The sequence below is a fragment of the Streptomyces sp. NPDC020807 genome (assembly GCF_040641575.1).
Classification (GTDB): domain Bacteria; phylum Actinomycetota; class Actinomycetes; order Streptomycetales; family Streptomycetaceae; genus Streptomyces.
In genome coordinates this window covers 12978-34069 of sequence record NZ_JBFADU010000029.1, presented here as the reverse complement: position 1 = coordinate 34069, position 21092 = coordinate 12978, and the positions used below count along the sequence as shown (strand labels likewise).

At 73.5% G+C, this 21092-nt stretch carries 22 protein-coding genes; 14 read left to right on the top strand and 8 right to left on the bottom strand.

Features of this window, described 5'->3' with window-relative positions:
- Positions 1 to 17: 17 nt before the first annotated feature.
- Complete coding sequence (locus AB0G79_RS29295; RefSeq protein ID WP_360811680.1) at positions 18 to 2405, top strand: hypothetical protein; 2388 nt, start codon at positions 18 to 20, stop codon at positions 2403 to 2405.
- Positions 2406 to 2476: 71 nt separating this feature from the next.
- Here the strand turns inward: AB0G79_RS29295 and AB0G79_RS29290 are convergent, their stop codons facing one another.
- A complete protein-coding gene (locus tag AB0G79_RS29290) occupies positions 2477 to 2701 on the bottom strand; it encodes a hypothetical protein (protein ID WP_360811750.1) in 225 nt (74 codons plus the stop codon).
- A gap of 264 nt (positions 2702 to 2965) precedes the next feature.
- Here AB0G79_RS29290 and AB0G79_RS29285 point away from each other — a divergent pair, with 264 nt between their 5' ends.
- Positions 2966 to 4312: a capsule biosynthesis protein CapZ gene (locus tag AB0G79_RS29285; RefSeq protein WP_360811678.1), complete on the top strand. Its 1347-nt coding sequence runs from the start codon at positions 2966 to 2968 to the stop codon at positions 4310 to 4312.
- Between the two features lie 78 nt (positions 4313 to 4390).
- Here AB0G79_RS29285 and AB0G79_RS29280 read toward each other — a convergent pair whose 3' ends face one another.
- On the bottom strand, positions 4391 to 5248 hold the full coding sequence (locus AB0G79_RS29280; protein WP_360811748.1) for a transglutaminase-like domain-containing protein: 858 nt from the start codon (positions 5246 to 5248) through the stop codon (positions 4391 to 4393).
- 307 nt (positions 5249 to 5555) lie between these two features.
- Positions 5556 to 6554, bottom strand: coding sequence for a GNAT family N-acetyltransferase (locus AB0G79_RS29275; protein ID WP_360811676.1), 999 nt, complete (start codon positions 6552 to 6554; stop codon positions 5556 to 5558).
- Positions 6555 to 6666: 112 nt separating this feature from the next.
- Here AB0G79_RS29275 and fdxA point away from each other — a divergent pair, with 112 nt between their 5' ends.
- Together fdxA and dapC are read left to right on the top strand one after the other, a co-directional pair.
- A complete protein-coding gene (gene fdxA / locus AB0G79_RS29270; RefSeq protein WP_360811674.1) occupies positions 6667 to 6987 on the top strand; it encodes a ferredoxin in 321 nt (106 codons plus the stop codon).
- 92 nt (positions 6988 to 7079) lie between these two features.
- Positions 7080 to 8177 (top strand): succinyldiaminopimelate transaminase, encoded by a 1098-nt coding sequence (gene dapC, locus AB0G79_RS29265; RefSeq protein WP_360811672.1) that lies wholly within the window; start codon positions 7080 to 7082, stop codon positions 8175 to 8177.
- 104 nt (positions 8178 to 8281) lie between these two features.
- Here the strand turns inward: dapC and AB0G79_RS29260 are convergent, their stop codons facing one another.
- The gene (locus AB0G79_RS29260; protein ID WP_360811670.1) at positions 8282 to 8746 is read right to left on the bottom strand and encodes an ATP-binding protein; all 465 of its coding nucleotides are present in this window, start codon (positions 8744 to 8746) and stop codon (positions 8282 to 8284) included.
- A gap of 325 nt (positions 8747 to 9071) precedes the next feature.
- Positions 9072 to 10031, bottom strand: a complete 960-nt coding sequence (locus tag AB0G79_RS29255; RefSeq protein ID WP_360811668.1) for a hypothetical protein — start codon at positions 10029 to 10031, stop codon at positions 9072 to 9074.
- A 38-nt stretch (positions 10032 to 10069) separates the two neighbouring features.
- On the opposite strand from AB0G79_RS29255, the gene dapE reads away from it, so the two are divergent.
- Together dapE and AB0G79_RS29245 are read left to right on the top strand one after the other, a co-directional pair.
- Positions 10070 to 11164: a succinyl-diaminopimelate desuccinylase gene (dapE, locus tag AB0G79_RS29250; protein ID WP_360811666.1), complete on the top strand. Its 1095-nt coding sequence runs from the start codon at positions 10070 to 10072 to the stop codon at positions 11162 to 11164.
- A gap of 84 nt (positions 11165 to 11248) precedes the next feature.
- Complete coding sequence (locus AB0G79_RS29245) at positions 11249 to 11998, top strand: TIGR00730 family Rossman fold protein (RefSeq protein WP_360811664.1); 750 nt, start codon at positions 11249 to 11251, stop codon at positions 11996 to 11998.
- Between the two features lie 77 nt (positions 11999 to 12075).
- Here AB0G79_RS29245 and folP read toward each other — a convergent pair whose 3' ends face one another.
- Positions 12076 to 12936 (bottom strand): dihydropteroate synthase, encoded by an 861-nt coding sequence (gene folP / locus AB0G79_RS29240; RefSeq protein ID WP_360811662.1) that lies wholly within the window; start codon positions 12934 to 12936, stop codon positions 12076 to 12078.
- A 102-nt stretch (positions 12937 to 13038) separates the two neighbouring features.
- Here folP and AB0G79_RS29235 point away from each other — a divergent pair, with 102 nt between their 5' ends.
- On the top strand, positions 13039 to 13386 hold the full coding sequence (locus AB0G79_RS29235) for a hypothetical protein (RefSeq protein ID WP_360811660.1): 348 nt from the start codon (positions 13039 to 13041) through the stop codon (positions 13384 to 13386).
- On the top strand, positions 13383 to 14006 hold the full coding sequence (locus AB0G79_RS29230) for a DNA-3-methyladenine glycosylase I (protein ID WP_360811658.1): 624 nt from the start codon (positions 13383 to 13385) through the stop codon (positions 14004 to 14006). Before AB0G79_RS29235 ends, AB0G79_RS29230 begins: the two co-directional genes overlap by 4 nt.
- A 27-nt stretch (positions 14007 to 14033) precedes the next feature.
- On the opposite strand, the gene AB0G79_RS29225 is transcribed toward AB0G79_RS29230, so the two are convergent.
- The gene (locus AB0G79_RS29225) at positions 14034 to 14837 is read right to left on the bottom strand and encodes an enoyl-CoA hydratase-related protein (RefSeq protein ID WP_360811656.1); all 804 of its coding nucleotides are present in this window, start codon (positions 14835 to 14837) and stop codon (positions 14034 to 14036) included.
- A gap of 319 nt (positions 14838 to 15156) precedes the next feature.
- Between AB0G79_RS29225 and AB0G79_RS29220 the strand changes: the two genes are divergently transcribed.
- Positions 15157 to 15324 (top strand): DUF3117 domain-containing protein, encoded by a 168-nt coding sequence (locus AB0G79_RS29220; RefSeq protein ID WP_360811654.1) that lies wholly within the window; start codon positions 15157 to 15159, stop codon positions 15322 to 15324.
- Positions 15325 to 15450: 126 nt separating this feature from the next.
- Here AB0G79_RS29220 and AB0G79_RS29215 read toward each other — a convergent pair whose 3' ends face one another.
- A complete protein-coding gene (locus AB0G79_RS29215) occupies positions 15451 to 16116 on the bottom strand; it encodes an O-methyltransferase (protein ID WP_360811652.1) in 666 nt (221 codons plus the stop codon).
- A gap of 142 nt (positions 16117 to 16258) precedes the next feature.
- On the opposite strand from AB0G79_RS29215, the gene sigE reads away from it, so the two are divergent.
- The 5 genes from sigE to AB0G79_RS29190 all read left to right on the top strand — a co-directional run bounded on the left by sigE (position 16259) and on the right by AB0G79_RS29190 (position 21074).
- Positions 16259 to 17017 carry an RNA polymerase sigma factor SigE gene (gene sigE, locus AB0G79_RS29210; protein WP_360811650.1) on the top strand — a complete coding sequence of 253 codons (759 nt, stop codon included), beginning with the start codon at positions 16259 to 16261 and terminating at the stop codon, positions 17015 to 17017.
- Positions 17014 to 17970 (top strand): zf-HC2 domain-containing protein, encoded by a 957-nt coding sequence (locus AB0G79_RS29205; protein ID WP_360811648.1) that lies wholly within the window; start codon positions 17014 to 17016, stop codon positions 17968 to 17970. Before sigE ends, AB0G79_RS29205 begins: the two co-directional genes overlap by 4 nt.
- A 77-nt stretch (positions 17971 to 18047) precedes the next feature.
- A complete protein-coding gene (locus AB0G79_RS29200; protein WP_360811646.1) occupies positions 18048 to 19832 on the top strand; it encodes a trypsin-like peptidase domain-containing protein in 1785 nt (594 codons plus the stop codon).
- 112 nt (positions 19833 to 19944) lie between these two features.
- Positions 19945 to 20397 (top strand): sec-independent translocase, encoded by a 453-nt coding sequence (locus tag AB0G79_RS29195; protein WP_360811644.1) that lies wholly within the window; start codon positions 19945 to 19947, stop codon positions 20395 to 20397.
- Positions 20398 to 20471: 74 nt separating this feature from the next.
- Entirely contained in the window at positions 20472 to 21074 is a 603-nt protein-coding gene (locus tag AB0G79_RS29190; protein ID WP_360811642.1) for a hypothetical protein, read from the top strand.
- Positions 21075 to 21092: the final 18 nt, after the last annotated feature.

The window sequence follows — 21092 nt, the reverse complement described above, 5'->3', positions numbered from 1 at the left end:
CCGCCCACGGGTCGGGTATGCGGCGGCGGTGTTCAGTATGGTGGTGCGCGCCGCCGAACCGCCCGGGTTACACGAGCCTCAGCAAGAGCGGGCGGTGGAGCCAACCGGGAGATCCTGCTTTGAGTCGTGAAACTGGTCGAGAGACTGACAGTTCGTCCTCCGGCGCCCAGGGGCGCGGTGGAGCCGCGTACCCGTCGGGTACCCAGCCGTACGGATCCCGCCAGTATCCGTCGCTCCACCCCACGCAGGACGCGCCGGAGGAGACCCCCGCCGCGCCCGAGCCGCCGGAGGAGCCCAAGACCGAGACGACGCTGACGACCCGGATCCGGATCAACATCCCGGGTTCGCGTCCGATCCCGCCGGTCGTGGTCCGCACCCCGGTCGCCGACGCGGCGGCCGACGGGGCCGCCGAGGCGGAGCCGGCACCGGAAGCGGCGGCCCCCGCCGTCGAGCCCGTGCCCGAGCCCGTCGCGGCCCCCGAACCGGTGACGGCCGAGGAGGCGCCGAAGGCGAAGCCCAAGGAGACGAGCGACTGGTTCGCCCCGCGCAAGGCGGCGCCCCCGGCGCCCCCGACCGCACCCCAGGCCCCGCCGGCCCCCGCCGCCCCCTCCGCTCCCGCGGCCCCCTCCGCCCCGTCGGTGACGGACACCCAGGCGATGGGCTTCGTGGGCTCCGCGACCTCCGGTGTCCCGACGGCCGGCGCGACCTCGACGAGCCGCCCGGTACCGACCCCGGCTCCGACCCCGTCCCCGTCCCCGACCCCGCAGGGAGCGCACCCGGGCGCGGGCAACCCGCTGTACGACATGGGCACGCCCGCCGAGGGCGTCCCGATGTACGACGGGACTCCGGCGGCGGGCACGCCGATGTACGACGGGACTCCGGCGGCGGGCACGCCGATGTACGACGGGACTCCGGCGGCGGGCACGCCCCTGTACGACGGCGGCCTCCCCGCCGGCCCCATGGGTGCCGGCCCCATGAACCCGCAGGCCCCCACCGGCCCCACCGCGGGCCCGGTCACCGGCACCGCGTCCCTCGGCGGCGGCGCCCCCGCCTCCCCGCCCGCCCGGACGGCGGCCCCGACGGCCCCGTTCCCCGGCACGGCCCCGACCCCGGCGGCGCCGTTCCCGGGCGGCCAGGAAGGCCCCGGCGCCCCGGCTGGCCCCGGCGCGCCCGGAGCCCCCGCCGCTCCCCGTCTCTCCGACGACACGGCGATCCTCACCCCGCAGGCCCCGGCCCCGCGCCCGCCCCAGGGCCAGGGCCCGCGCCCGGCGGGCCCCGGCGGCGCCCCGGGCGGCCACGGCCGCGTCCCCGGCGACACCCTGTCCGGCGGGATGCAGGCGGTCCCGCCCACGGCGGCCCGGCCCAACCTCACCCCGCGCATCGAGGAGCCCCGTAACCCGGCCCCCGCGCCCGCCCCGCGCCCGGCAGCCCCGGCCCCGAGCCGTGCCCAGGCGAAGAAGGGCCGCTCCAAGCTGGTCCTGGTGGCCGCCGGCGTCGTCGGCCTCGCGGGCGTCGCGTACGGCGCGGGCCTGCTCCTCAACCACTCCGACGTCCCCAAGGGCACCACCGTGCTCGGTGTGGACATCGGCGGCGGTACGAAGGAGGAGGCCGTCGCCACCCTGGAGGCGACCCTCGGCAAGCGCGCCCACGCGCCGCTCCAGCTCAGCGTCGGCGGCAAGAAGGTCGAACTCGCCCCGGACAAGGCGGGCCTCGCCCTGGACACCCAGGAGACCGTCCGCGCGGCCGCCGGCAGCGACTACAACCCGGTCTCCGTCATCGGATCCCTCTTCGGCGGCGAGCGCGTGGCCAAGCCCGTCTTCCCGGTCGACGACGAGAAGCTCGCCGTCGCCCTGACGGACATCGCGGGCCGCTCCGCGCAGGCCACCGAGGCGACCATCCGCTTCGCGCCGAACAAGATCACCCCCGTCGAGGGCAAGCCCGGCAGCGGCCTGGACGTCCGCCACTCGATGATCTCGGTCAAGGACGCCTTCCGCGCCCAGGTCGAGACGGGCCAGAAGCGGGTCGTCCAGCTCCCGGTCACCACGCTCAAGCCCTCGATCTCGAAGGCGGAGCTGGACCGGGCGATGAAGGAGTTCGCCCAGCCGGCGATGTCCGACCGCATCACCATCAGGGCGGGCGGCAAGGAGATCCAGTTCGGCCCGGCGCGCTCGCTGCCGCAGATCCTCACCATGCAGGCCGTCGACGGCCGCCTGGTCCCGGCCTACGACAAGAAGGCGATCGACCGTCTCCTCGACGGAGCCTTCGACGGCGTCATGATCACGAAGGCCGACGGGACCAAGCAGCAGGTCTCCGCCGACGACGTGGCCAAGGTGATGGGCGGCGCGCTGGTCGGCAAGACGAAGGCGGAACGGACGAAGACGATCGCCCTGACCGCCAACGGCTGACCGTACGAGCCCGTACGCCGCGGAGGAGCCCCGCCCGGACAGGGCGGGGCTCCTCCGCGTTCACTCACTACTCACCACTCGCCGCCGTACCGCTCCTGCTTCGCGCGCAGCCACTCCTGGATCTCCCGCGTCTCGACCGCGTTCGCGCGCCGCAGGTCGGCGGCCTTGATCGTGGCCACGAAGTGCGTGAACCGCACCCGCCGCTGCTCGCCCTCCACGCCGATGACCTTCCCCGGCCCGTACACGTCGGTACCGGTGTGGGCGACGAAGCTGCCAGTGTCGAGAGGGATTCCCATCACGCGCCTTTCCGCTCGTTCTCGCTGTGGTGTTGCTCCCGTCACACAGTGCCGTGTCCGTCCCCGGACCCGACGGGGACGCGCGAGAAGTCCCCTGCCGGGCGCTCCGTAAGGCCCCTGTCAAGCGGCACTCCGGTGGCGCGGGGGACTGCCATATGCTTGTCACTTCATTGACTGCGAACCGTCGTCCTCCTCGGCGTGCACCGCCGCCGGCTGTGGTCCGGCGACCGGCCCACCGGAGGGCGCCCGGGAATGGGAGCGAGAATGACATCTGGAGCCGTCGGGGACGCCCGTGCCTCGGGTGAGGACCTGCGGGCGGAGATAGCTCGCCTCGACCGCCGCGTCGCCGAGCTGGAGGCGGACCGTCGCAGGAGCTCCGGAGCCCTCACCCTCGACGAGTTCCTCGAGCCGGTCCGTCTCGCGCGCCGGTCCCTGGACCTGCGCCGGGCGAGCGGGGAGAAGCAGGACAAGGTCATCAAGGTGGTCCGGCCGGCCGCGGTGACGCTGCCCGAGTCCTCCTCCTTCCGCCGCAACCCGCCGCGCAAGCCGGAGGACCGGCAGCCCGAGTACCTCGAGCAGTTCGACGACCGCACCGTCTTCTACGACGTCTTCCAGTACGGCGACGACGTGTGGCTGAACGGCCCGCCGCTGAGCAACCTCAAGGCTCCGCTCGGCAACGGCGCCTGGCGCGTCGACGGCGCCGACGTCACGGGCGACCTCGACCTCCGCGACTGGGGCCGCACGCAGCGCTCGGTGATCACCGGGGCCGGCGGCGGCCGCGAGGTCTCCTTCAGCCTGGGCAACGACCGGTTCACCGCGGAGATCCAGCCGAACGAGTCGGACCTCTTCGCCGGGCAGCGCACGATCATCACGAAGTCCAAGGACAACGACCTGGTCTGGATCCAGGACTTCCTGCGCTACTACCACCTCGTGCACGGCGTGACGGGCATCGTCTTCTACGACAACAACTCCACGAGCTACACCCCGCAGGACGTCGCCGACGCCATCGCGGAGGTGGACGGCATCACCACGGCCGTCGTCGTGGACTGGCCCTTCCCCTTCGGCCCCCAGGGCGGCCCGAACAAGGTCTGGGACTCCGACTACTGCCAGTACGGGCTCCTGGAGCACGGCCGCTTCCGCTACCTGTCCCAGGCGGCCGGTGTGATCAGCGCCGACATCGACGAGCTGATGCTCGCCGACGACGGCCGGTCCGTCTTCGACCACGCCGCCGAGGCGGAGACCGGCGTCGTGATGTTCTCCGGCTACTGGATGGCCAAGGCGACCCGCACCCCGATGCCCGCCGACCGCCAGCGCCGCTTCACCGACTACCACCACCGCGCCAAGGGCACGACGACGGTGAAGTGGGCGGCCCTGCCGGCCGTCGTGGACGAGCTGACCACGCAGTGGCGCGTCCACAGCGTCGCGGGCTCGGGAGCCGTGAAGACCGACAAGATCCACCACCGCCACTTCGAGGGCGTCAACAGCGGCTGGCGCTACAACCGCTCCGAGGGCGTCGCCCAGACGGACGCCCACGTCTACGACGCGCGCATGAGCCGGGTCCTCGACCTGGTCTTCGGCTCCGACCCCGAGGGCGTCCCGGGCGCCTGGTAGGAGACACCGCCGTCGGCCACCTCCTCGGACGCGGAAGCGCCCGGGAAGGTGGCCGCGGCATGTGGGCGCGGGGCCCGGTCAGTTCATCCGGGCCCGCGCCGCCAGGGCCCTGCGGCGGATCGTCGTCGCCGACTCCGGGTCCACCGCGTCCATGATCTGGGCGTACGCCTCCATCTCCAGGGCGCCGGTGAGGAACTCCCCGCGCTGGACGAGCAGTTCGGCCCGCTCGTACCGCAGGCGGGCCGGGTGGGAGGGCAGCAGGAGCGAGAGCTCGACGGCCCAGAGGCCGACGTCCGAGCGTTCGGGGCGGGGGGCCGCCCAGGCGCGGATGTTGTTGAGGACGCGGAGCACGATCGCGCCGGGTTCGGCGGGCCGCAGCATCGAACGGTCGAGCGCCTCGCCCGTCGCGCCGGCCACGAGGAGCTCCGCGTCCGCGCCGGTCATCGCCCGGCCGCCGGCGAAGGGGTCGGCGAGGTCCAGGTCGGCGGGGTCGCCGAAGCCGACGACGAAGTGGCCGGGGAGGCCGAGCCCGTACACGGGCGCGCCCGCGCGGCGGGCGACCTCCATCCAGACCACGGAGAGCAGGATCGGCAGGCCCCTGCGGCGGCGCAGCACCTCGTGCAGGAGCGAGGACTCCAGGCGCTGGTAGTCGGCCGGCACGCCCTCGAAGCCCTCGCGGTCACCGAGGAGCGCGGCGAGTTCCGCGGCCCAGTCGCCGGTGAAGCGGGTCGCGTACGGGACGAGTCCGGCGAGCCGGTCGAGCTCCATCTCGGCCGCGTCGATGTCCGCGCGGGTGACGGTGGGGTCGGCGACGGCGCCGACGAGCAGGCAGAGCCGGGCCAGGTCGGGCCGCTCGGACCGCGCCTCCTCGGCGAACTCCCGCCGCCAGTCGGGTGCGTCCTCGGCCGGCGGGCGGTCGGGCGTCTCCGGCGTCACGTACTCCGGCGTCACGTACTCGGGCGCCGCGTAGTCGGGCGAGGTGTAGGGCGTCATGTACTCCGGCAGGGCGTACTGCACCGGCCCGGGTGCGTCCCCCGGCGGAGCGTCGTCGTCCCCGGACGCCGGCGCGTCCCCGGGGTCCCCCTCGGCCGCCGTCCCGCCCCCGGGTGCGGGGCTCCCGGCCGGATCCCCGGCTGGCGGCCCTTCCGCGCCCGCGGCGCCGTCACCCGCCGCGCCGCCGTCCCCCGTGCGTCCCTCGTCCGCCGGTCCGCCCGTCCCGGCTCCGTCCTCGGTCACGCCTCCGTCACGACTCCGTCCATCGGTAGTGGTGGTAGTGGTGATGGACCGCGAAGCCCATCCCGTCGTACAACGCCTGGGCGCCGTGGTTTTCCTCCTCCACCTGGAGCCAGGCCGCCGAGGCGCCCTCGTCGAGCGCCTGCCGGGCGAGCGCGGTCATGACGGCCGAGGCCAGGCCCTGCCGGCGCCGGTCGGGGGCGACCTCTATGGCCATGAAGCCCGCCCAGCGGCCGTCGACCACGCAGCGCCCGATCGCCGCCGGTACCCCTCCCGTGCCCGCCACGGACGCGAACCACACACTCGGACCGGCGCCGAGCACCGTGCGGACGACGGGGCGGGAGTCGCCGGGGCGGTAGCAGCGGAGCCAGGGCTCCTCGAGCGTCCGCGTGAGCCGTACGGCGGACACGTCCGCGTCCGCGTCGCCGATCGGGGCGAGCGCCGCGATCCGCACCTCGGCGGAGACCTCGCGCTTCCAGCCGTACCGGTCGAGCGCGGCGCCCAGCAGCTCCTGCGTCCCCTCGGCGCCGGTGGCGACCTGGACGAACGGGGGCAGGCCGCGGGCCGCGTACCACTCCCGTACGCGGTCGAGCGCGTCCGGCACGGGCATGCCGGGATCTCCGAGCGGGAGCACGGAGTTGGCGCGCCGGGTCAGGCCGTCGGCGGCCCGCAGGGTCCACTCCCCGAGCGCCTCGCTCTCGGACGGCTGCCACGCGCGCGCGGTGGCCCGGGCGAGCTCGGCGAAGGTGGCGGCGGGACCCTTCCGGCGGGCGGGAGCGGGGGGTACGACCTTCCCCGCCACCAGGGAGACCTCGTCGATTCTGACGGTCTCGCCGCTCTTTCGTGTGATCAGCAGCACACCGGAGTCCCACGATGTGAGAACTCCGACCGCGTCGGTGTACTTCTCACCCCTCGTCCCCGAGTCCGTCACGTACCGGACGGAGACGCGTTTTCCCACGTCAGCGCCGGTGACGCGGACCTCGAGCCGTCCTCCGCCGATGATTTCCACAGCTTCTCCGCCCCTCCTGTTCGGATCGCCCCCAAGAACGGAGATACTAGGTGCGGGCATCGACGACGCCGCGCTCCCGCGCAGACCAGCCCTATCGAGGAGGAACGACAGCGTGACTTACGTCATCGCGCAGCCTTGTGTCGACGTGAAGGACAAGGCGTGCATCGAGGAGTGCCCCGTCGACTGCATCTACGAGGGCAAGCGGTCCTTGTACATCCACCCGGACGAATGCGTCGACTGCGGGGCCTGTGAGCCGGTGTGCCCGGTGGAAGCGATCTTCTACGAGGACGACACCCCGGAGGAGTGGAAGGACTACTACAAGGCGAACGTCGAGTTCTTCGACGAGCTCGGTTCGCCCGGTGGCGCCTCCAAGCTCGGTGAGATCGACCGTGACCACCCCTTCATCGCCGCGCTCCCGCCGCAGAACGGCTGAGAGAACGACCGCGCTTCCGGTCCCGCACGGCCTTCGGTCGCCGTGCGGGACCGAGGCGTTTTCCCGCACGTACAGGAAGTGAGAGCCAACCCGTGAGCGCAGTCTCTTCGCGCCTGCCCGTCTTCCCCTGGGACAAGCTGGAGCCGTACAAGACGACGGCCCTGTCCCACCCCGACGGAATCGTGGACCTCTCGGTCGGCACGCCCGTCGACCCGGTCCCCGCGCTGATCCAGGAGGCCCTGGTCGCGGCGGCGGACTCGCCGGGCTATCCCACCGTGTGGGGGACGAAGGAGCTCAGGGACGCGCTCACGGGCTGGTGCGAGCGGCGCCTCGGGGCGGTCGGCTTCGCCCACGAGAACGTCCTGCCGGTCGTCGGCTCCAAGGAGCTCGTGGCCTGGCTGCCGACGCAGCTCGGTCTCGGCGCCGGTGACGTCGTCGCGTACCCGCGCCTCGCCTACCCGACGTACGAGGTGGGCGCGCGGCTCTGCGGCGCGACCCCCGTCGTCTACGACGACCCGGTGGCCGACCTCGACCCGGCCGCGGTCAGGCTGCTCTGGCTCAACTCCCCGTCGAACCCGACCGGCAAGGTCCTCGGCAGGGACGAGCTGACCCGGATCGTGGCCTGGGCTCGCGAGCACGGCGTCCTCGTCTTCTCCGACGAGTGCTACCTGGAGCTCGGCTGGGAGGCCGAGCCGGTCTCCGTGCTGCACGAGGACGTCTCCGGCGGCTCGTACGAGGGCATCGTCGCCGTCCACTCGCTCTCCAAGCGCTCCAACCTGGCCGGCTACCGCGCCGCGTTCGTCGCGGGCGACGCGGCCGTCCTCGGCGAGCTGCTCCGGATCCGCAAGCACGGCGGCATGATGACCGCCGCGCCCGTGCAGGCGGCGACCGTGGCGGCGCTCGGCGACGACGCGCACGTGGCGGAGCAGCGCGAGCGGTACGCGGCCCGGCGGGCGGCGCTGCGGGCGGCCCTGGAGGCGCACGGCTTCCGGATCGAGCACAGCGAGGCGAGCCTGTACCTGTGGGCGACCCGGGACGAGCCGTGCTGGGAGACCGTGGCGTACCTCGCCGAGAAGGGCATCCTCGTGGCGCCCGGCGACTTCTACGGCGAGGCCGGGGAGCGGTTCGTGCGGGTGGCGTTCACGGCGACGGACGAGCGCGTGGCGGCCGCGGTGAAGCGGCTCGGGTAGCCCGTCCCGTCCGCACGCGTGCGGGTACGCCGGAGGCCCGGGGAGCAGGTGACGCTCCCCGGGCCTCCGGCGTACCGCGTACCGGCGTACCGGCGTCTCGTGGGTCAGCCGATCGGCAGGCCCGACGGGAGGCCGTTGGTCGGCAGGCCGCCGCCGACCGGGAGGCCGCCGAGGGACGGGGCGGCGGGGGCCGGGGAGCCCGCGCTCTCGGCGGCGGCGCCGGCGGTCTTGCCGACGGCCTCGCCGGTGCTGCCCGCGGCCTCGCCGGCGACCTCCTGGGCGGCCGGGGTGGCGGTCTTGGCGGTCGCGCCGACGGTCTTGCCCGCGGCCGGGACGGCCGTGCCGACGGCCTCGCTGCCGGTGGCGCCGACGACGCCCGTGGCGGCCTGCGAGGCGCCGTCGACGGCGCTGCCCGCTCCGGCGGCGTCGAGGGCGGAGAGGCCGCCGACGGCGCCCACGGGCGAGCTGTCCAGGGCGCTCGCGGAACCGGCCGCACCGACGACCACGGGGGCTCCGGCCGCGATGAGGAGGGCGGCGCGGGCGATCCGGCGGGTCAGGGGGAGGGACATGGTGCTCCTTCGACAGGGTGCGACGAGTGGTGTTCGGACGCAGTGACAACCGGCCCTGGGGGAGGGTTGGTTGCGGAAGTCGAAGGTAAAGAGTTGGCAATGCGTCGTATTGTCGGGTGGGGAGGAAAGCGGACGAACGCGATCATTGAGCGAGAGATTGGCGAACCGTCACTTCCCTTGTCCCGCAAGGGAAGTGACGGGTCCAACCATGGCGTGCGCGGGACGGCGTGAAGTGCCGTGGAAACACCGGGAATTCGCGCCGGGCGCGTGACACGGGAGAGTGAAGGCCCGCACGGGCGAGCGCACCGAGGGGAACGCCGGACGGCTACTTCGCGAGCCGGACGCGCACCTGCGCGGTGTCGGAGGAGGCGCCGTCCCCCGGCGACCCCGAGGACCCCGAGGACTTCTCCCACCCCCCGGACGCGTCGGCGGCACGCCAGACCCGCCCGTCGTACGCGACCTCGACGACGCGGAGCTCGTCCGCCCGCGCGACCGCCCACTGCGCGAGCTCCCACCCGCGCCGCTTGCCCGCCCCCGAGTCCGCCTTCGCGCCGACCGGCACCACGAGCAGCGGCGGCTCCGCCGCCGAGCGGCCCGCGCTCGACCCGCCGGTGACCGCCGTGGGCGCCGCCCGCTCGCCGAAGGCGCGTACCAGCTCCGCCCGCACCTTCGACGGATCGCCGGGCTCGCCCTTCAGGTCGCTCGCCGTACACGTCAGGGCGGCCGGGGCGCGGCCGGTGAGCGCGGCGGAGAGGAGGGTCGCGTCGGGCTCGTGCTTCGCGTACGCCTGCGGGAAACCGCTCTTCTGCACCTTCTGCGCGGCCACCGTCAGCGGCAGCCGCGAGTATCCGGGGACCTTCTCCAGGCCCTCGTAGAACTTCCCGGCGGAGTAGACCGGATCCATGATCTGCGCGGGCGTCCCCCACCCCATCGACGGCCGCTGCTGGAAGAGGCCGAGGGAGTCCCGGTCGCCGTGCTCGATGTTCCGCAGCGCCGACTCCTGGAGCGCGGTGGCGAGCGCGATCGTCACCGCCCGCTCGGGCAGCCCGCGCGACGTCCCGACGGCCGAGATCGTCGCCGCGTTGGACGCCTGCTCCGGAGTGAACTCGTACCGGTTGTCACCCGTCCCGACGCTGCACCGAGGCGTGCCCTTGCTGCCGGTGACCTGATGGAACGCCACGTACGAGGCAAGGCCGGCGAGCGCGACGAAGGTGGCCGCGGTGCGGGCGAGACGACCGCGACGGGCGGGCCGGCGGCGACGGGCGGTGCGGGTGGGCTCGGACACGGGGCCCACCGTACTGGAGGGCGGGTTAGGGTCGGCACATGGCTGACATCACTCCGCACGGGACCCGGCTGGACCTCTTCCAGGACGGAGCCGCGCTCACCGCCGCACTCGTCGACTTCCCGTCCGTGAGCGGTACGGAGGAGCCGCTCGCGGACGCCATCGAGGAGGCCCTGCGCGCCCTCCCGCACCTCACCGTCGACCGGTACGGCAACAACGTCGTCGCGCGCACGAACCTCGGCCACGGCGAGCGGGTCGTCCTCGCCGGGCACATCGACACCGTGCCGATCGCCGACAACGTGCCCTCGCGGCTCGACGAGAACGGCATCCTCTGGGGCTGCGGGACGAGCGACATGAAGTCCGGCGTCGCCCTCCAGCTCCGGATCGCCGCCACCGTCCCCGAGCCCAACCGGGACCTCACGTTCGTCTTCTACGACAACGAGGAGGTCGCCGCCGACCTCAACGGCCTCGGCAAGATCGCCGGGGCGCACCCGGACTGGCTGGAAGGCGACTTCGCCGTCCTCCTGGAGCCCTCGGACGCGCAGGTCGAGGGCGGCTGCCAGGGCACGCTGCGGGTGATCCTGCACACCGCCGGCGAGCGCGCCCACTCCGCGCGCTCCTGGATGGGCTCCAACGCCATCCACGCCGCCGCCCCCATCCTGGCCCGCCTCGCCGCGTACGAGCCGCGCAAGCCGGTCATCGACGGCCTGCAGTACCACGAGGGCCTGAACGCGGTCGCGATCCAGGGCGGCGTCGCCACCAACGTCATCCCCGACGCCTGCACGGTGACCGTCAACTACCGGTACGCCCCCGACCGCTCGCCGGCCGAGGCCCTCGCGTACGTCCGCGAGTACTTCGACGGCTGCGGGATCACCGAGCTCGTCGTGGACGACGAGAGCGCGGGCGCGCTGCCCGGCCTCTCGCACCCGGCGGCCGAGGCGTTCATGAAGGCCGTGGGCGGGAGCGCGCAGCCGAAGTTCGGCTGGACGGACGTGGCGCGTTTCAGCGCGCTGGGGGTGCCGGCCGTCAACTACGGTCCCGGCGACCCGATCTACGCGCACAAGCGCGACGAGCACGTTCCGGTGGAGCGGATCCACCACTGCGAGGCACGCCTCAGGGAATGGCTCACCGCCTGACTTCCGTAATTTCGTGTTTCGTCACCTCTGTCGTCCTACGCTGACCCAACCAGAAGATCAGTGGATCGGCGGAGGGAGCAGGCCATGGGCATTCCCGAGGGAATGGCGAAGCCCGAGGAGCAGCGTCTGGGGCCGGTGCTGAGGCGCAGGGACCAGGTCCAGCCGGGCACCACGGACCAGCGGCTGCTCGACACCGAGGGCGACTCGGAGTGGGTGCACACCGACCCCTGGCGGGTCATGCGGATCCAGTCCGAGTTCGTCGAGGGCTTCGGCGCCCTCGCCGAGCTCCCGAGCGCGATCAGCGTCTTCGGCTCGGCCCGCACGAAGCCGGACTCACCGGAGTACGAGGCGGGCGTGCGGATCGGCCGCGCGCTCGTCGAGGCCGGCTTCGCCGTCATCACGGGCGGCGGGCCGGGCGCGATGGAGGCGGCGAACAAGGGCGCGCGCGAGGCCAAGGGCGTCTCGGTGGGCCTCGGGATCGAGCTCCCCTTCGAACAGGGGCTCAACCCGCACGTCGACATCGGCGTGAACTTCCGCTACTTCTTCGTCCGCAAGACGATGTTCGTGAAGTACGCGCAGGGCTTCGTCGTCCTGCCCGGCGGCCTCGGCACCCTCGACGAGCTCTTCGAGGCCCTGACCCTGGTCCAGACCCGCAAGGTGACCCGCTTCCCGATCGTGCTGTTCGGCACGGAGTACTGGAAGGGCCTGGTGGACTGGCTGAAGGACTCGGTGGTGGCGGGCGGCAAGGCGAGCGAGCGGGACCTGCTGCTCTTCCACGTGACGGACGACGTGGACGAGGCGGTCGCCCTCGTCACCAAGGAGACGGGCAAGTAGCCGCCTCACCCGCCGGCGGGTGAGGCGCGGGGTCCGGGGCCGGGGCGCGGCCCCGGACCCCACCCGCGCCCGCCCCGCTACGCCAGCCCGCGCCGGGCGACGGCGGGAGCCCGGTGCCCGGCGATCGACGCGACCATGTCGAGCACCTGCCGGGTCTCGGCGACCTCGTGCACGCGGTACACCTGCGCCCCCAGCCACGCCGAGACCGCCGTGGTCGCGAGCGTCCCGAGCACCCGCTCCTTGACCGGCCGGTCGAGCGTCTCCCCGACGAAGTCCTTGTTGGACAGCGAGACGAGCACCGGCCAGCCCGTCTCGGTCATCTCCCCGAGCCGCCGCGTGGCCTCCAGGCTGTGCCGCGTGTTCTTCCCGAAGTCGTGCCCCGGGTCGATCATGATCGCGTCCCGCCGCACGCCGAGCGCGACGGCCCGCTCCGCGAGCCCGACGGTGACGCGGAGGATGTCGGCCATGACGTCCTCGTACTCCACCCGGTGCGGCCGCGTCCGCGGCTCCGCGCCGCCCGCGTGCGTGCACACGAGCCCCGCGCCGTACTTGGCGGCGACCTCGGCGAGACCGGGGTCGACGCCGCCCCAGGCGTCGTTGAGGACGTCCGCGCCGGCCTCGCAGACGGCCGCGCCGACGTCGGCGCGCCAGGTGTCGACGCTGATGATCACGTCGGGGTGGCGGCGGCGTACCTCCGCCACGAACCCGACGGTCCGCCGGGCCTCCTCCTCGGCCGTGACCTCCTCGCCGGGGCCGGCCTTGACGCCGCCGATGTCGACGATCGCCGCGCCCTCGGCCACGGCCTGCTCCACGCGCGCGAGGGCGGGCTCGTCGCGGAAGGTGGCGCCCTGGTCGTAGAAGGAATCCGGGGTCCGGTTCACGATCGCCATGATCACCGGCTCGTGCGGCCCGAATTCACGCCGTCCCAAGCGCAGCATCCCTTTTGTCCTCCCTCGTCTTCGTTCGCCTGCGACCCTAGCCGTCGGCGGCGCATGGCACGATCGGCACGGGACGTTTTCCACTCCGGGGAGAGGCGCGCAGTGTTCTGGTTTCTGCTCATCACGATGGTCGTGGTCGTGGCCGCGGTGACGCTGGCCGTGGTCGGCGGCGGGGACAGCGAGGTGCTGCCCGAGGTGGCGCCCGAGCAGCTCGTCGACCCGCTGCCGACGGCCCGCCCGGTCGACCGCGCGGACGTCGAGGCGCTGCGCCTGCCGGTCGCGGTCCGCGGCTACCGCATGGCGGACGTGGACGACGTCCTGGTCCGCCTGGGCGCGGAGCTGGCGGAGCGGGACGCGCGGATCGCGGAGCTGGAGGGCGCGCTCGCCGGCGCCGCCGCCCCGGCGGCCCCCGCCCCGGCCCCCGCGCCCGGAGAGGACGAGCAGGCATGACGACCACCGACCCGGCCCCCGCGGCCCCCACCGAGACGGTCCCCGGCGCGGCGATCCCCGGCCCGGACGGCCTGCTGCGCTGCCCCTGGGGCCTGTCGACCGAGGACTACACGCCGTACCACGACGACGAGTGGGGACGCCCGGTCCACGGCGACGACGCGCTCTTCGAGCGGCTCTGCCTGGAGGCCTTCCAGTCGGGCCTCTCCTGGATCACGATCCTGCGCCGCCGCGAGGGCTTCAGGAAGGCCTTCGCGGGCTTCGGGATCGCCAGGGTGGCGGGCTTCGACGAGACGGACCGCGAGCGGCTCCTGGCCGACGAGGGCATCATCCGCAACCGCGCCAAGGTCGACGCGACCCTGGCCAACGCGAAGGTGCTCGCCGAGTGGTCCCCCGGCGAACTCGACGCCCTGATCTGGTCGTACGCCCCCGAGCCGGGCCGCCCGGCCCCCCGTACGGTCGCGGAGGTCCCCGCGATCACCGACGAGTCGACGGCCCTCTCCAAGGCCCTCAAGAAGCGGGGCCTCCGCTTCATCGGTCCCACCACGGCCTACGCCCTGATGCAGGCCTGCGGACTGGTCGACGACCACGTGGAGGGATGCCTGGCCCGGGGCGGGCGGTAGGTACCCACCGCCCCGGCCGGCCCCGGCTCACCTGCCCAGGTACTTCGGCTTCTCCTTGGCGATGAAGGCGCGGACCGCGATCGTGTGGTCCTCCGACGCGCCCGCGAGGGACTGGAGTTCGTCCTCCTTCTCCAGGGCCTCGGTGAGGGAGTGGTCGGCGCCGTAGGCGAGGGACTCCTTGAGGGCCGCGTAGGCGACCGTGGGGCCCTCGGCGAGGGTGCGGGCGACCTTCTCGGCCTCGGTGGCGAGGTCGGCGGCGGGGACCAGACGGTTCGCGATGCCGAGCTCGTACGCCTCCTGGGCGCTGATCGAGCGGGGGAAGAGCAGCAGGTCCGAGGCGCGGCTCGCGCCGACGAGGCGGGGGAGCGTCCAGGACATGCCCGAGTCCGAGGTGAGCGCGACCCCCGCGAAGGACGTGTTGAACGCGGCCGTGTCGGCGACGACGCGGAAGTCCGCCGCGAGCGCGAAGCCGAAGCCCGCCCCCGCCGCGACGCCGTTCACGCCCGCCACGACCGGCTTCCTCATGCCCGTGAGGGCCCGCACGATCGGGTTGTAGTGGTCGCGGACGGTGTTCATCGTCTCGCGCGTGCCGGACTCGGCGTCCGCCATGAGCAGGCCCACGTGCTCCTTGAGGTCCTGGCCCACGCAGAACGCCCGGTCGCCCGCGGCGGTGAGGAGGACCGCCCGGACGGCGGAGTCGGCCGCCGCGGTTTCGACGGCGTCGCGGAGGGCGACCTTCGTGGCCACGTTCATCGCGTTCATGGCCTCGGGCCGGTTGAGCGTGATGGTGGCGAGCCCGTCGCTCACCTCGTACAGCACCGTGTCGGCCATGATGTGTGGGTTTCCCTTCGCCTCATTGCGTGGTTGACCCGCCCAGCATGGCGGAGATCACCCGCGTCGCCCATGTGAGCTGCGTCAAAGATTTCCGCTCTCCGCCTTGATCCGGCGCGGCGCAGTATCGCAGGCCGACCGCCGAAATGTGTGGTTTTGCGCGAGCGCGTTGCCCAAGCGATGCGGATCGATGTTGGTCATCGGGTGCTGAGATGCGGGATAATGACCTGGAAGCAATGTGTTCGAAGCCGGTGAAGCGTGCTCCGCATCAACGAGCTGCCCGGCTGACAATGAGCTGGTTTCAGGAAGGGGAACAAGCATGGCGGCCATGAAGCCGCGGACGGGTGACGGCCCGCTCGAGGTGACCAAGGAGGGGCGGGGCATCGTCATGCGCGTTCCGCTCGAAGGCGGCGGTCGGCTTGTCGTCGAGCTGACCCCGGGTGAGGCCGAGGCGCTGGGCGACGCCCTCAAGCAGGTCGTCGGCTGACGACCCGACCCCTCGATTCCTGAACCACTGCCCCGGACGGTCCGCCGTGCCGGGGCAGTGGCGTACCCGGGGGGCGGTCCCGCGTACGGGCTCCGCGCTCCGCGTACGAGCTTCGCGTACGGGGCGTCAGCCCCGGCGCACCGCGCACAGCAGGCCGTCGCCCACCGGCAGCAGGCTCGGCACCAGCTCCTGGCTCTCCCGCACCGCCCGGAGCAGCTCCCGCACCCGCAGGACCTCCGGCGGCTGCGCCGCCGAATCCACCGTCCTGCCGTCCGCGAAGACGCCCTCGAAGCAGACAAGACCCCCAGGTCGGAGCAGGCGCAACGATTCAGCGAGATAGTCCAGGTACTCCAGCCGGTCGCCGTCGCAGAAGACGAGGTCGTACCCGCCGTCCGCGAGCCGCGGCAGCACGTCGAGCGCCCGCCCCGGAATGAACCGCGCCCGGTTGCCGGCGAAACCCGCCGCACGGAACGCCGTCTTCGCCAGCTGCTGGCGCTCCGGCTGGAGGTCCACCGTCGTCAGGACCCCGTCGGGCCGCATCCCGGCCAGCAGGTAGATGCCCGACACGCCCGTGCCGGTACCGATCTCGGCCACCGCCTTGGCGTCCGCCGTCGCCGCCAGCAGACGCAAGGCCCCACCGGCGGACGGGGACACCGAAGGCAGCCCTGCCTCCCTGGCCCGGTCCCGGGCCCAGCGCAGAGCCTCGTCCTCGGCGACGTAGGCGTCGGCGAACGACCAGCCCGTCTGCCGGTTGGCGGTAATGGCCCTCTCCTGTCCCCGTAGTTGACGCAACGGTGACTGTATCCGCTGTCAGCGGGAACCCGCAGATGGGACCGGGCGTTCACAGGGGGCAGGCAGCGACGTCGGGAGCCGGGCGAGTCCACTCCCAAATTCGCGTAAAGATTCTTATCCGGAGCTAACGGGCGAGGTGGCTATGGTAGGGACTCCACTGGACACCACCAGAGCCGACAGGGGAGGTGCGGCTGCGCCTGTGGATCGGGGAGGGCGGCTTCGACGTCTTCTCAGGTCGGCGGGTGAGCCGAAATCCGTGACAAACACCGCTGACCGAATCCGCACCGCCGACTCCGCACCCACCACCGCGACCTTCGCATCGGACGCGGAATCGCAGGCGTGGACCCCTCCCACGTGGGAGGAGATCGTCAGCACGCACAGTGGCAGGGTCTACCGCCTCGCCTACCGCCTCACGGGCAACCAGCACGACGCCGAGGACCTCACCCAGGAGGTCTTCGTCCGCGTCTTCCGCTCGCTGTCGACGTACACCCCCGGCACCTTCGAGGGCTGGCTCCACCGCATCACCACCAACCTCTTCCTCGACATGGTCCGCCGCAAGCAGCGCATCCGCTTCGACGCGCTCGCCGACGACGCCGCCGAGCGGCTTCCCAGCCGTGAGCCCTCCCCGCAGCAGGTGTTCAACGACACCCACTTCGACGCCGACGTGCAGCAGGCACTCGACACCCTCGCGCCCGAGTTCCGCGCGGCCGTCGTCCTCTGCGACATCGAAGGGCTGTCGTACGAGGAGATCGCCGCGACCCTCGGCGTGAAGCTCGGCACCGTCCGCAGCCGTATCCACCGCGGCCGCTCCCACCTGCGCAAGGCCCTCAAGCACCGCTCGCCCGAGGCCCGGGCGGAGCGTGCGCTGGCCACCGTCGGATGGGAGGCCGGGACAGCGTGAGCGGCACACGTCCCTCCTCGTCGAGCTCCGCGGAGCACCACCTCGGGGACCGGCTCGCCGCGCTCGTCGACGGTGAGCTCGGCCACGACGCCCGCGAGCGGGTGCTCGCGCACCTCGCGACCTGTCCGCGCTGCAAGGCCGAGGCCGACGCGCAGCGCGCCCTGAAGAGCGTCTTCGCCTCCGCGGCGCCCCCGCCGCCCTCCGAGGGCTTCCTCGCGCGCCTCCAGGGGCTGCCCGGGGGACCAGGTGACCCGTCGGGCGGACCCGGCGGATCCGGCGGACCCGGAGCCCCCCGAGGGCCCCTCGAAGAGCTCCTCGGCTCCGCCGTCCTGAAGTCCGACGGGTTCGCCACCGCCGCCGTGGTCACCCCCGGCGCCGGCCGCTCCACCGGCGGCTTCCGGGTCCACGACGTGGGCGACCGCGCCTCCGGCCCGTCCGGGCGCGGACGGCGCTTCGCCTTCGCCGCGGCCAGCGCGGTCTCCTTCGCGGCCATCGCCCTCGGCGGCACGCTGCCCGCGGAGACCTCGGTCACCGCGAGCGGCCGCGGCGGCCAGGGCACGGGCAGCGCCGTCACCCCGGTGCGCACCTCCACGTCCGGCGGCGCGGGCGGCACCACCTCGGCCGTGCGCGGTACGCGCTCCGGCGAGCGCGGCGCCCAGACGGTCGCCGAGGAGCCGTTCGTCCCGCTCGTCCCGCTCGCCGCCCACAGCGGCGCGCCCGTCTCCCGGGCGGCCGGTACCGGCACCGTCCCCTCGGGCGCGGTCCCGGTGGACGTGCGGCGGTCCGGCGGCGGCTCCGAGGCGCAGGCGCGGCTCCGGGACCAGGCCATGCGGTCGTTCTTCGCGCTCTCGCCGTTCATACGGCCGACGCACCAGGCCCTCGATCTGTCCTTCGCCCCCGCGCCCGGCCCGGTCGCCAGCCCGACGAACGTGCCTCTCGGCTCCCACCGCTGACCCCCGACCTGGTTGAATCCAGGGACAGCGACGCCCGCGTCAGGGGGCGCGGACGGGTCAGCGGTTGCGGGGAGAGCATGAACGACGGGAAGCCGAACTGGTGGAGCCGGCCTTCGACGGCACCGGAGCCTGCCCGGGAGCCGGCGCCCGACGGGGCCGACGGCGACTTCCCGCTGCCCGCGCCCCAGCCGCCGGGTGACATATCCGGTGCGGCGGCCGAACCGGCCGCCGCCCCGGCGACGCCGTCCGCCCCGGCGACGTCCGCCGAGCCGGCCGGTGCCGCCGAGGCCGCCGCTCCGGACGTGTCGGCCGAAGCCGCCGGATCCACCGCCCCGGCGGCGCAGGCGGAGCCTGCCGGGCCGACCGCACCGGCCGCGCCCGCGGCCGGCCACGGCGAGCCCACCGAGCCTGCCGAGCCCACCGTGCTCCTGACCAAGGGCGAGCCCGCCGCGCCGGCCGAACCGGCCGCCGCGGAACACGGGACGGCCGCCCCCGCGCAGGCCCAGCCCCTGCACGCGCCCGACGAGTACCGGACCCCGCCGTACGGCGAGCCCGGGCCGTGGGCGCCCGCGCCGCCCGTGCAGCATCCCGCCGCCGCGCCCGCCGCGCCCGCGCCCGCCTCCGTACCGCCACAGGGCGCCGTGCCTCCCGTACCCCCGCAGCAGGGTGCCGGCGCGCCCTGGATGCAGTACGACCCCTGGGGCGGGCCCGCCGCCGCCCCGCAGCCCGCCGCCGCGAAGAAGTCCCGCAAGGGGCTCGCGGTCGCCGGTGCCCTGGTGTTCGCGCTGATCACCGGGGTCATCGGCGGCGGCGTCGGTGCGTACGTCGAGCGGAACAACGGCCTCACCACCGTCGAGCTGCCGCAGGCCGAGGCCGGTGAGCTCGACCGTGCCCCCGAGAGCGTCGCCGGCATCGCCGCCGGCGCCCTGCCCGGCGTCGTCACCCTGCACGTCAGCGGCGGCGGCTCCTCCGGCACCGGCACCGGCTTCGTCCTGGACACCAAGGGCCACATCCTCACCAACAACCACGTGGTGGACGCCGCCGAGTCCTCCGGCGAGATCTCGGTGACCTTCTCCAGCGGCGAGACGGCCCGCGCCAGGCTCGTCGGCAAGGACTCCGGCTACGACCTCGCCGTCGTCCGGGTCACCGGCGTCTCCGGCCTCAAGCCGCTCGCCCTCGGCAACTCCGACAACGTCCGCGTCGGCGACCCCGTGGTCGCCATCGGCGCCCCCTTCGACCTCTCCAACACGGTCACCTCCGGGATCATCAGCGCCAAGGAGCGCCCGATCACCGCGGGCGGCGAGAAGGGCGACGGCACGGACATCAGCTACGTCGACGCCCTCCAGACCGACGCCCCCATCAACCCCGGCAACTCCGGCGGCCCGCTGCTCGACTCCAAGGGCCGGGTCATCGGCATCAACAGCGCCATCCGCGCCGCGGGCGGCGGCGGCTCGGGCGACGGCGAGGGCAGCGCGAGCCAGCCCGGCTCGATCGGCCTCGGCTTCGCGATACCGATCAACCAGGGCAAGCGGGTCGCCGAGGAGCTCATCAACACCGGCAAGGCCACCCACCCCGTCATCGGTGTGAGCCTCGACATGCAGTACACCGGCGACGGCGCCCGCGTCGGCGAGAAGGGCAAGGACGGCGCCGCCTCCGTCACGCCCGGCGGTCCGGCCGCCAAGGCGGGACTCCGTCCGGGTGACGTCATCACCAAGGTCGACGGCCAGCGCGTGCACAACGGCGAGGAGTTGATCGTGAAGATCCGCGCCCACCGTCCCGGCGACCAGCTGGAGCTGACGCTGACCCGCGGCGGCAAGGAGCTGAACAAGACCCTGACCCTGGGGTCCTCGCAGGGAACCTGACGGAAACCCGACGGAACCCGACCGCCATGTGGTGGTCGCCACGAGGTACCCGACCGACAGGTTCGGCGGGTACCGTGGACCGGGCCTCGGACCGGCGAGAAGGAGCTACTAGGTGTTCAGCGACATAGGCGCACTCGAGCTGGTGACGCTCGTCGTCCTCGCCGTGCTCGTCTTCGGGCCCGACAAGCTGCCCAAGGTGATCCAGGACGTCTCGCGCTTCATCAGGAAGGTCAAGGACTTCTCCGACAGCGCGAAGGAGGACATCCGCACCGAGCTCGGCCCGGAGTTCAAGGACTTCGAGTTCGAGGACCTCAACCCGAAGACGTTCCTCAAGAAGCAGCTGGACGGCAACGAGGACCTGCGGGAGCTGAAGGAGCTGCGCGGCACCTTCGACCTCAAGAAGGAGATCAACGAGGTCGCCGACGCGGTCAACGGCCGCGAGACGGCCCCGGCGACCGCCCCCGCCGCCCCCGCGACCGTCAACGGATCCTCTCCCGACCTCCTCAAGAAGCAGGACAAGCCGGACGCGCCCGAGCGCCCGCCGTACGACTCCGACGCCACCTGACGACGGCCTGTCACCGTACGACTGCGTCCCGGTGGCTATCCTCCCTGTGTTGATGCAACGAGGAGGCTGCCGGAATGACGACGACGAGTCGGGTGGAAGCGGAAGGGTTCCTGCGCGCGCCCTTCGCCTGGTACGGGCTCGACGAGGCGTTCACCGGGCCTCGCCGGCTCATGCAGGTCGGTACGGCGGCGGACGGCTCCGTCCAGTACGGATCCGTCGGCCACGGTGACGAGCCGTCGATAAAGTCCGAGGCCGGCGGTGCGGAGAAGGAGCGCTTCGCGGTCGTCGTGACGGTCGCGGCGAGCCCGGTCCGCAGGACCGGCGACGGTACGGGCGTCCTCGACGCGACCACGGTGTCCTCGGCCGCCTGGCTGGCCGGCTCCGGGCTGCTCGTCCACACCTGGCCCGCCTCGCTCGACCACGTGACCCGCGACAACTGGCTCGACCAGCAGACGGAGACGGCCTTCGAGCTCGCCGACGACCTCGACGGGCCGGCCTGGTCGGTCCTCTCGCTGCCCGTCGACGGCGTGCCGATGCCCTTCCACTACCGCGAGACCGAGTTCGGCTGGGTCCTCGCCGGCTCGGCCGCCGGGGTCCACCTGGGGGCGTACGGGCGGGGGATGAGCGCGTACGGGCTCGGCTTCGCGCAGATCCCCGACCTCTACGCGTACGCGTAGACATGACGGAGTAGGCGC